Origin of the sequence: Bradyrhizobium sp. AUGA SZCCT0160 (assembly GCF_018130105.1) — a bacterium.
Classification (GTDB): domain Bacteria; phylum Pseudomonadota; class Alphaproteobacteria; order Rhizobiales; family Xanthobacteraceae; genus Bradyrhizobium.
In genome coordinates, this window is sequence record NZ_JAFCMD010000043.1 from 15,873 (window position 1) to 27,272 (window position 11,400).

The 11,400-nt window shown below is 61.2% G+C and carries 7 protein-coding genes; 4 read left to right on the plus strand and 3 right to left on the minus strand.

The annotated features are described in order from the left end of the window. Positions 1–10 precede the first annotated feature (10 nt). The 3 genes from JQ558_RS36235 (at position 11) to JQ558_RS36245 (ending at position 4,039) form a co-directional block, all read left to right on the plus strand. Positions 11–790 carry an ABC transporter ATP-binding protein gene (locus tag JQ558_RS36235; RefSeq protein WP_211999311.1) on the plus strand — a complete coding sequence of 260 codons (780 nt, stop codon included), beginning with the start codon at positions 11–13 and terminating at the stop codon, positions 788–790. Positions 791–909: 119 nt separating this feature from the next. Next, positions 910–2,748, plus strand: coding sequence for a long-chain fatty acid--CoA ligase (locus JQ558_RS36240; protein ID WP_212209380.1), 1,839 nt, complete (start codon positions 910–912; stop codon positions 2,746–2,748). A gap of 91 nt (positions 2,749–2,839) precedes the next feature. Continuing rightward, positions 2,840–4,039: an ABC transporter substrate-binding protein gene (locus tag JQ558_RS36245; RefSeq protein ID WP_212296663.1), complete on the plus strand. Its 1,200-nt coding sequence runs from the start codon at positions 2,840–2,842 to the stop codon at positions 4,037–4,039. 228 nt (positions 4,040–4,267) lie between these two features. Here the strand turns inward: JQ558_RS36245 and JQ558_RS36250 are convergent, their stop codons facing one another. The 3 genes from JQ558_RS36250 to JQ558_RS36260 all read right to left on the minus strand — a co-directional run bounded on the left by JQ558_RS36250 (position 4,268) and on the right by JQ558_RS36260 (position 7,618). After that, positions 4,268–6,409 carry a PQQ-dependent dehydrogenase, methanol/ethanol family gene (locus JQ558_RS36250; protein WP_409410625.1) on the minus strand — a complete coding sequence of 714 codons (2,142 nt, stop codon included), beginning with the start codon at positions 6,407–6,409 and terminating at the stop codon, positions 4,268–4,270. A gap of 128 nt (positions 6,410–6,537) precedes the next feature. Further along, entirely contained in the window at positions 6,538–6,867 is a 330-nt protein-coding gene (locus JQ558_RS36255; protein ID WP_212296665.1) for a hypothetical protein, read from the minus strand. Positions 6,868–6,880: 13 nt separating this feature from the next. Next, entirely contained in the window at positions 6,881–7,618 is a 738-nt protein-coding gene (locus JQ558_RS36260) for a transglutaminase-like cysteine peptidase (RefSeq protein ID WP_212296666.1), read from the minus strand. Positions 7,619–8,236: 618 nt separating this feature from the next. Here JQ558_RS36260 and JQ558_RS36265 point away from each other — a divergent pair. Beyond that, positions 8,237–11,400 (plus strand): VCBS domain-containing protein (locus tag JQ558_RS36265; RefSeq protein ID WP_212296667.1); only part of this gene is annotated, 3,164 nt, incomplete at its 3' end.

An 11,400-nucleotide genomic window follows, 5' to 3' on the forward strand; every position in this document is an offset into this window, starting at 1 on the left:
GGATGATGCCATGAGTGCTCCCGACATCATCCTGAAGCTCAGCAATATCGAGAGCTATTACGGGCCGATTCAGGCGATCAGGGGCATCAGCCTCGAAGTGCCGCGTGGCAAGATCGTCACACTGCTCGGCGCCAACGGCGCCGGCAAGACCACCGTTTTGAAAACCATTTCCGGCATCCTCGATCCGCAGAAGGGATCAATCGAATTTCTGGGCAAATCGATCCAGCGCGTGGAAGCCGACAAGATCGTGCGGCTGGGCCTGAGCCACGTGCCGGAGGGGCGCGAAGTGTTCCCGTTTCTCTCCGTGCGCGAGAACCTGATGATGGGCGCCTATCCGCGCAAGGATCGCGACGGCGTCGCCGAGGATCTTGAGCGCGTCTATGGCTATTTCCCGCGGCTGAAGGAACGCATCAACCAGCCGGCCGGACAGCTCTCCGGCGGCGAACAGCAGATGCTGGCGATCGGGCGCGCGTTGATGAACCGGCCGACGCTGTTGTTGCTGGACGAACCCTCGCTCGGGCTGTCACCGATCCTGGTGAAGGAGATTTTCACCATCATCAAGCGCGTCAACGAAGAGCAGGGCATGTCGATCCTGCTGGTCGAGCAGAACGCCAAGGTGGCGCTGGAGACGGCGCACTATGGCTATGTGCTGGAAATCGGCCGGGTCGTCATGAACGACAGCTGCGAGCGGCTGATGCATTCAAAGGACATCCAGGAATTCTATCTCGGCGCCAAGGAAGAGGGCGCTCGCGGTGAGCGACGCTGGAAAAAGAAGAAGACATGGCGCTAAACGACGCAGTTAAGGCATTGGCGTTCCTAGTGATTTGGAGCTAAATTCGAGCTGCTTCCGAAAACAAGACCGGCTGACAAGACCGGCGGCGGACGCAGGCGAGAGAGGGAGGAAGACGCATGGCCAGACCGGCAGTGCTGACGGTCGCCGACACGCTAGCGAAGAGTTTTCTGCTGTCCGTGGAAACGCGCGGCGACCGGCCGGCGATCCGCGAAAAGAAGTTCGGTATCTGGGAGCCGACCAGCTGGCGGCAGTGGCTGCAGATATCGAAGGATATCGCCTACGCCTTGCATGCCACCGGCTTCAAGCCGGGCGACGTCGCCTCGATCATCGCGAACGCGGTTCCGGAGTGGGTGTATGCCGACATGGGCATCCTCTGCGCCGGCGGCGTCTCATCCGGGATCTATCCAACCGACTCGTCGGTCCAGGTCGAATACCTCATCAACGATTCCTCGACACGCGTGATCTTCGCCGAGGATGAAGAGCAGCTCGACAAGATCCTGTCCTGCCGCGAACGCTGCCCGACCTTGCAGAAGATCGTCGTGTTCGACATGGAAGGCCTCTCTGGCTTCAGCGACCCGATGGTGATGTCGCTGGCCGAATTCACCGCCCTCGGGCGCAACCACAGTCACGACGATCCGGCGCTGTGGGATGCGATGATCGCCAGCCGAGGCGCGGGCGATCTGGCCATCCTCGTCTACACGTCAGGCACGACCGGTCCGCCCAAGGGCGCGATGCATTCCAACCGCAGCGTGACGCACCAGATGCGCCACGCCAACGATCTGTTCCCCTCCACCGACGCCGAAGAGCGGCTGGTGTTCCTGCCGCTCTGTCATGTCGCCGAGCGGATCGGTGGCTATTACATTTCGCTGGCACTGGGGTCGGTGATGAATTTCGCCGAAAGCCCGGAAACCGTGCCGGACAATCTGCGCGAAGTGCAGCCGACCGCGTTCCTGGCGGTGCCGCGGATCTGGGAAAAATTCTATTCCGGGATCACGATTGCACTCAAGGACGCGACGCCGTTCCAGAACTGGATGTACCGCCAGGCGCTGGGAATCGGCAATCGCGTGACCGAGAGCAAGCTCGAGGGTAAAACGCCGCCGCTGACCTTGCGGATCGCCAATCAGTTCGCCTATTGGCTGGTGTTCCGCAACATTCGCCGCATGCTCGGGCTCGATCGCTGCCGTCTGGCCTTTACCGGGGCTGCGCCGATCGCGCCGGATCTGATCCGCTGGTATCTCGCACTCGGCATCGACATGCGCGAGGTTTACGGCCAGACCGAGAATTGCGGTGTGGCCACCGTGATGCCGCCCGACCGCATGAAGCTGGGCTCAGTCGGCAAGGCCGCGCCCTGGGGCGAGGTCGCGATTTCCCCGCAAGGCGAAATCCTGATCAAGGGCGACTTCCTGTTCATGGGTTACCTAAACCAGCCGGAGAAGACCGCAGAGACCATCGACGCCAAAGGCTGGCTGCACACCGGCGACGTCGGCTCGATCGACAATGAGGGCTTCGTCAAGATCACCGACCGGATGAAGGACATCATCATCACCTCGGGCGGCAAGAACATCACGCCGTCCGAGATCGAGAACCAGCTGAAGTTCTCGCCCTATGTCTCGGACGCGGTGGTGATCGGCGACAAGCGGCCGTACCTCACGTGTCTGATCATGATCGATCAGGAGAATGTCGAGAAGTTCGCGCAGGACCACGACATTCCCTTCACCAACTACGCGAGCCTGTGCCGCGCGCCCGAGATCCAGGACCTGATCCAGCGCGAGATCGAGGCGGTCAACGTCAACTTCGCGCGGGTCGAGACCATCAAGAAATTTTTCCTGATCGAGCGTCAGCTGACGCCCGAAGACGAGGAATTGACGCCGACCATGAAATTGAAGCGCAGTTTTGTGAACAAGCGTTACGCGGCCGAGATCGGCGCCATGTACGGCGAACGGGCGGTGGCGTAACGGACGAACTTTGAGCAAAATTTGTAGAAACGGCGAAGGACAAGAAGGCCCCACCCTTCGCTCAACACGGGCCAACGAAGAGGAGACTGCAATGTCGAAATCGTATAGGGCGTTGGGCCTTGCGGTGAGCGCCCTTGCGCTGACCCATTTGCCAGCCTACGCCCAGACCAAGGTTACCAATGAAGGCATCTCGGCGAGCGAGATCGTCATCGGCACCCATCAGGATCTGTCCGGCCCGATCAAGGGCTGGGGCGTTCCGGTTTCCAACGGCATGAAGATGGCGGTTGAGGAAACCAACGCCGCCGGCGGCGTTCACGGCCGCAAGATCAAGTTGGTCCTTGAGGACTCCGGCTACGATCCGAAGCGCGCGGTGCTCGCGTCGCAGAAGATGGTGGAGCGTGACAAGGTGTTCGCGATGGTCGGACCGATGGGCTCGCCCACCGTGCTCGCCTCGCAGGACATTCTGTTCGATGCCGGCGTGTTGCAGCTGTTTCCGCTGACCGCGGCCGAATTCACCTACAAGTTCGACCCGGCCAAGCCGCAGGAGCGGTTGAAGTTCAATAATCTGCTGCCCTATGTCGAGAGCACCCGCGCTGCCGTCAAATACATGATCGAGAACAAGAGCTTCAAGAAGCCCTGCATCATGCATCAGGACGACGAGTACGGTAAGAACGTGCTCGACGGCTTTACCCAGCAGGTAACCGCGATGAAGATGACACCGGCATCGGTGACCAGCTACAAGCGCGGCGCGTCCGACTTCAGTGCGCAGGTCGCCAAAATGAAAGCCGACGGCTGCGATATGGTGGTGCTCGGCACCGTGCTCCGCGAGACCATCGGTGCGATGGGCGAAGCCAAGAAGCTTGGATGGGACGTGACGTTCCTCGGCGCCACGCCGACCAACGTGCTTGAAGTGCCGGCGCTCGGCAAGGAAGCGGTGGAAGGGCTGTATGCCGCCTCAGGCTTCGAAATTCCCTACGAGGACACCGCGAAGGGGAAAGTGAAGGACTGGCTCGTCAACTACAAGAAAATGTTCGGCACCGACGCCAACACCCAGGCGATCATCGGCTACAATGCGGTGATGACGTTCGCGCATTATGCCAACAAGGCCGGCAAGGATCTGACCGGCCAGAAGATGCTCGATGCGCTGGAGTCCGGTGACAAGTTCCAGGATATCTTCAGTTCGCCACCGACCGTGTTCTCGAAAACCAACCATCTCGCCACCACCATCACCCAGGTCCAGCAGGTCAAGAACGGCCGCTGGGTGCTGGTGAAGGAAGGCCTGATGTTCTGAGGCTCGTCTTCCGAAGGCTTGCCTTCCAAACGACGAAGGGCTGCGCGATCACCTCGCGCAGCCCTTTTTGTTTGAGCGAGTCCTATCTCTCCTCCGTCATGCCCGGGCATCGCCGTCTGAAGGACGGCGTCGCTTCCGCTCGCCTACGTCCCGGGCATCCACGTCTTTGCTTTCCTTGAGCGAGAAAGACGTGGACGGCCGGGACAAGCCCGGCCATGACGAGTTGGGCTACTGCTTCGGCTGTCCAGCTGCTTCGGCCGGCTTCGGCCTGATCGCATCCGCTGTGCCCTGGATGAAGGCGACGATCTTCGTTACATCCGCTTCGGTCAGCTTGCCGGTGAAGTCCGGCATGCCCTGGTCGCGGAACGGGCCCTTGAACACGAAGTCCTTCAAGTTCTCGATGGTCTCCTTCGGAACATAGCCGAGGTTTCGGACATTGCCGCCCTTGTCGACGCCGGGCACGCCGTGGCACTGGGCGCAGGCGGTGACATAGAGCGCGGTGCCGTCGGGCACGTCCTTCGGGTCATACTTGACGCCGGCGAGCAGGCCTTCGGTCTGGTACTTCACGAAGGCCGGCAGCGGCGCCTTGCCGTCGACCGCGAAGGTGTAGACCGTGCCCGGGCTGCGCAGCTCGGTGGCGCGGGCGGCGATGCCGAACACGCCGCCCCAGCCGACCGCGATCGACACATATTGCTTGCCGTCGAGCATGTAGGTCGAGGCCGCCGCGACCACGCCGGTGCCGGTCGGCGACTCCCAGAGCTTTTCGCCTGACGTGGCGTTGTAGGCAATGAAGCGTCCATCAGCCGTGCCCTGGAAAACCAGATTGCCCGCGGTGGTGAGCGTGCCGCCGTTCCACGGCGCCACATATTCCGCGCGCCAGGCCTCCTTCTGCTTGACCGGATCCCAGGCGATCAACCGGCCGAACGGCGCTGATTTCGGCGGCGTCGCATTCAGCATGAAGCCGACATTCCAGCCCGCAGCGGACGCGAATTTGCCCGGCTCCTGTGCATTATGCTTGAAGGCCTTTTCCGGCGTCAGGTTCACCGGAATGTTCTGCGCCGGCAGATAGACGAGGCCGGTCTGCGGATTGAACGACATCGGGTGCCAGTTATGGGCGCCGTACGGGCCGGGAATGCTGTCATACTGTTCTCTCCCACGCGCCGCCGGCACTTCGATCGGCCGACCATTGGCGTCGTAACCGGTCGCCCAGTTCACATCGACGAAGTTCTTGGCCGAGATGAACTTGCCGTTGGTGCGGTCGACGACGAAGAAGAAACCGTTCTTCGGTGCATGGAGAATGACCTTCCTTGGCGCGCCATCGATGTTGATGTCCGCCAGGATCATCGGCTGCGTCGATGTGTAGTCCCAATGATCGCCGGGGGTTTCCTGATAGTGCCAGATGTATTTGCCGGTGTCGGCGTTCAGCGCCACCAGCGACGCCAAATAGAGATTGTCACCGCCGGACGGGCTGCGGAGGTCCCGATTCCATGGCGAGCCGTTGCCGGTGCCGACATAGACCATGTTCAGGTCGGGATCGAAGGTGATGGTGTCCCACACCGTTCCGCCGCCGCCGTTGAGCCAGTATTTCCCGGCCGGATCCCAGGTCTTGGCGGCTGCCGCCATCGATTCATCTTCGAACGGTTTTGAGGGATCGCCGGGCACCGTGAACCAGCGCCAGGCCTGGTTGCCGGTCTCGGCGTCATAGGCGGTGATGTAGCCGCGCGCGCCATATTCGGCGCCGCCATTGCCGATCACGACCTTGCCGTTGAATACGCGCGGCGCGCCGGTGATGGTGTAGGAGTGCTCCTTGCTGACGATGGTGTCCTTTTCCCAGACGACCTTGCCGGTGACGGCATCGAGCGCGATCAGGCGGCCGTCATAGGCGCCGAGGAAAACCTTGCCCTTCCAGAGCGCCACGCCGCGATTGACGACGTCGCAACAGCCCTTGTAGCCCTTCTCCTTGTCAATGCCGGGATCGAAGGTCCAGAGCCTCTTGCCGGTTCGGGCGTCGATCGCATGCACCACGCTCCAGGAGGCGGTCTGGTACATGATGCCATCGACCACCACCGGGGTTGCCTCGACACCGCGCGAGGATTCGAGCGGATAGCTCCACACCAGGCCGAGCTTCTTGACGTTGTCGGTGTTGATCTGGTTCAGCTTGGAAAAGCGCGTTTCCGCGTAATCGAGGCCGATGGTCGGCCAGTCGTTCGATGTCGCGGTGTTGGCCTTGATCGAGGCGCCGTCGACCGCCGAGGTGACGGCCTTGATGTGCTCCGGCGATCCCTTGGCGGGACTTTGCGCGAGTGCCGCCGTGGAGGAGACCGCCAGCCCAAGCCCGATCGCCAGCGCAAGGCGAACCGGCCGATGCAAGTTGGAAAAGCTGTCAGGAAAAAAACGGCAAACAGAATCACCGTACGGCGAACGCGTCATCCTAGTCCCCTCCAATGATCTCTAGCGGATCTGTTGGAATGGTATGCCGGTGGGAACGACGGCGTCAATCAAGTGCGAGCGCGAAAAGAAAAAGAGAAAATTTGTATCGTCATGTTTTCGCCAAACAGAATGCAGCATGCGGTCCGGCTGCACTGCAGCATGACATGATGCCTCTCGTTGATCACGCAATGAAAATTGCAGGAAGCGTTGTATCCGATATCCCAGAGCGGATCATGGGCGCGCATGGCACCAAGTCGAACGGCCGCAGCGCTGGTCGTGCGGTGTTTGATCGTCGTCGCGGAATGCATTTCGCTGAGTGGATTATTGTCAATCGGCTTCGTCGGAGCCGGATTGGCAGGTGCGACAAGGCCGGGCGCCGCCAGCGAGCTGATGACCATCAGCGTTTCGGGATTACTGCCCGGCTGCAGCCATGAGCACGGGCGCATCGCTGTATCGCATGACGCTGTGCTGATCGATCACGAAGGTCGGCCGGTAATTCCGGATGTCGGAATCCTCAATCATCGCCATGCGGCGGTTATCCAGCGTCAGCCAGTGCCCGTCGAGCCGCGCGGCGGCAACCGCGTGATCCTCGCCGCGGACGGTGTCACGCATGATCACGATCCTTAAGTCGTCGGGCGCAATGCCGGCCCGGCGCAACGCCACGAATTTCGCAATGGCGTAATCCTCGCAGTCGCCGCCCCGCGTCAGCGTCGTGAGCGGCGAGGCCCAGACGTCGAGCTGGCCATATTGTGCGAGGTCGCTCACCGGCCTGACCGCAAGGTTGATGGCCCGATTGATCTCGCCGAGCCGGGCGCGGCCCTCGCGAAGCTTGGCGGCGTCGATGATGGCGAGAAATTGCAGCGCGGCCGGCGAGACGCAGCCTTCGCGATCGCCCTCGCACAGCGCAAGCTGCACCATTTCGTCCTCAAGGCGGCGCTGCAAACTTTGCCATTTCTCGTGCAATCCGCCGTCGAGAAGCATCGCGGTGGGCTGCCCGAACGGCTCGACGGATTTCTTGATCAGGACCGCAGCGCCAGGTGACAGCAGCGTTCCGGCGGCCGCCGGTCCGAACCAGGCCAAGCCGCTTATGGACAGGCCGCACGCGAGGAAGGCTGCGCGCAACGCACGCGGATAATTTGAGATCGCCATCTGACACCCCTCGTCCGGGCATTATCGGCAGGCTCGTTAACCTACTCGTGACCGGATCATTTCGCTGGGGGCATAGTGGGTAGGTGGGCTTTTGATCTGCTTAAAACCCGCGATATCGGGCCGGAAAGCGCGAAACAGCTTAAAATTTGTCTCGCTGGTTTCCCGAAAATTTTATCGAACCTTTGCGGAGCCGTGACTGCCCTATCCATGGGATGGTGCTTAACCGCGCGTTATCGTTGTTTTCAGGTTAATATGACTAATCTGGTCAGATTCGCGTGAGTTGTGAGCCAAGTCACAGTTTTGACTTGGAAAATCGCATCATATACCGGGGTTATACGGGGGAAGAGAATTGATAAGTATAGACCGCAGACGTTTTACTACGAATATCTCAACTAATCTCCCTGGTGCTCAAGCTTAACCATGTATTCCTCTGTGTATGACAGAAGAGTGCTAGATATGCTTGAGAAAAATCGAGAAGACTGATCTAGAAGCCACTCTAACCTAAGCAAACTGCACAAAAAATGGATGGTTCCGTAGAAGACCATCCGTGATATGCAAGCTTAGACCTTTGAATATTGTATTTGTATTAACCTTAGCGGCGGCGGGGCTCATTTGACTTTGGCCGGTAAATTTACCGACGTGCTGCCTGACGGCCACGGCGCTCACCTGGGTGGGCACCTGCAGGTCGACAGCGTCTCCACGCATGCACCGTCGGGCGCCATTATCGTTCCAGACGCCCATTTGCTTTTCACCGGCGATTTCAAGCGCGCGGGTGTCGACCTCGTTCTGTCGGGCGACGGCCGCGAGTTGGTGCTGCACGACTATTTCAAGGGCGAGAAGCGCGCAGCCCTGGCATCACCCGATGGCGCCCATCTGACCGGCGATATTGTCAACGCGCTGACCGGTCACCTCCAACTGGCGCAGGCCGACGGCAGCCCGAGCGTGGCCCAGGTCATCGGTCATGTGACCAAGCTCGTCGGCACCGCGACCGCGATCCGCAACGGCGTTTCAATCATTCTGAACAATGGCGACAACGTCAACAAAGGCGACGTGGTCCAGTCCGGCTCCGATTCGACGCTCGGCATCACCTTCATCGACGGCAGTGTGTTCGGCCTCGCGTCGAATGCCAGAATGGTGCTGAACGAAATGATCTACGACCCGAACGGGTCGAACAATTCGTCGCTGATCAGCCTGGTGCAGGGCACCATCTCGTTCGTCGCCGGCGCGACCGCCAAGAAGGGCGACATGAAGGTCGACACGCCGGTTGCGACCATGGGCATCCGCGGCACCGCGGTGCTGGTCGAAATCGATTTCGCCGTGCCGGGGCAGGGCGGAGCGCCGCCGGCGAAATTCCAGGTGCTGGTCGAGCCCGACGGCACCACCGGCTCCTACATCCTGTTCGACAAGACCACGATGACGCCGATCGCGACCGTCAATCAGGCCGGTACGCAGACCATCGTCAGCGGCCAGGGCACGGTCAATTTCCTCTCCTCCGTGCAGTTGTCGCCCGATGCGCAGAAGATCATCTCCGATGTCTTCCAGCTGAAATTCACCGACCTGAACAATCCTCAGCAGCTGCACCGGTTCACCGATTCGCCGGTACCGGAAAATATGTTCATCAGACTGGCGGGCGGCGAAACCTTGCCAGTGAAGGTGACGGTGACTCCGTTCGTCGACACTCCTCTCCCGACGAACACCGGTACGGCAGCCAAAGCGACCGACCACATTCCGGGGCCGCCTGACGTCGTCACCTCCAATGCGGCTTTCACCGAGCGCGCAGGCCTGACCGGCAGTGCCGCGCAGGATACGTTGACCGGCGAGATCGCGTATTCCGACCTCAATCCGGGCGACGTGCCGACCGCCCAGGCGAGTTTTGCCTCGTTCAAGTATGCGAACGCGCAGCACAGCGACGTCACCGCATCGCTGACGGCGGAGCAAGTAGCCGCGATCCAGGCGGTGGAAGTGCCGCTTGCCGTCGTGCAGGATCCCAACCAAAAAAACCGCGGCACGGCGACCTGGACCTACAGCGTCCCGGACGGCGCTTTCGACTTCCTGGCCGCCGGCGAGACCTTGACGCTGACCTACATCGCGCGGGTCGACAATAATTTCGCGGCGAACAACGAGATCACGTTCAAGACCTTCACCATCACGATCACAGGCACCAATGACGCGCCGACCGTCGCCACCAGCGGCGGCACCGTCATCGAGCGGGACGGCACCGGCAACAACACGATCGATACGATCTCGGGCACCGTCACCTTTACCGACACCGATTTGACCGACCGTCCGGTGGTGAGCGCAGCGATCTCGACAACCGAGCCGTTCCGATACCTCGACGCGCAGGGGCATAACGTCACCGCGACGCTGACGCAGGCGCAACTGGACGCGATTGAAGCCGTCAAAATTCCGTTGACGGTGGGGCAGGGCATTGGAAGCGGCCATAACGGTTCGGCGACCTGGACCTACAGCATCGCCGACCATGCCTTCGATTTCCTCGCCAAGGGCGAGAAGCTGATCCTCAACTACGTCATCAAGGTCGACGATGGCCATGGCGGCGTGGTGTACACGCCGGTCAGCATCTCGATCAACGGCGCCGACGTCTCCGTGGTCGGCACCAACGACGTGCCGACGATCGGCGGCGACGAGCAGATCGGCACCATCGCGGAACGCGTCGACACCGTTGGTTCGACGGCGCCGGACGAGGACCATGGCACGATCCAGTTCACCGATGTCGACCTGACCGATACGCACGACGTCACGATCGCCGATGTCGTGGCATCGGGGACACAGACCGGTCTCGCAGGCCATTCCGCCCAAATGGGCTGGCTTCTGCTTCGGGAATTCTCCGATACCACCGGCGGCGTGACGGGCTCGCAAAACTGGACGTTCTCGGCGTCGGATCAATTTTTCGATTACCTCGCCGACGGCGAGTCGGTCACGCTGACCTATACGGTGGAGATCGACGACCTTCATGGCGGCCTCGCGACGGAGTATGTCGCCGTCACCGTCACCGGCAGCAACGACGCGCCGGTGGTCAGCGCTGACGTTTCCGGTCCCCTCGGGACGCCGACGCTGCACGCCATTGACGAGCAGCCGGGCGAAACCGGCTCGGTCAAACCCGACACCGCTGCCGGCTCGCTGACGTTCCACGACGTCGACCTGAGCGATACGCATCTGGCGACCGGCTCCGGACCGGTGTTTGGTTGGCTGAATCCGGCTGGGGACACGTTGACTTCCACTCAGAAGGGCTTGCTCGCTCAAGCAAGCGGGCTAACGCTGATCCTGCACGACAGTACGGGCAGCGGGCTCGGCACGGTCGATTTCAGCTATAGCGGCGTCGATGGCGCTTTCGATTTCCTCGCCGCCGGCGAAAAGCTGACGATCACCTACGATATCACCGTATCCGACGAGCATAACGTCGCCTCGACCCAGCCGATCACGTTCACTGTCACGGGCACCAACGACACAGCGACGATTTCGGGCGACGCGACGGGCAATGTGGTGGAGGACGCCGGCACCACGGTCAACAGCGGCACGATCGTGATGTTCGATAGCGGCGTGGTGACGGTTGACGACGTCGATCACGGCGAGGCCCACTTCCAGGCGATAGCGGTAGATGACCCGGTGCTCAACGGCACCTACGGCACCTTCACCTTCGACAGCGATTCCGGCGCATGGACCTATCAGGCCGACCCTGCCAAGGTCCAGTTCCTGGGTCAGGATATCACCGCCACCGATACGCTGAGGGTGACGTCGGCCGATGGCACGGCGCACGAGGACAT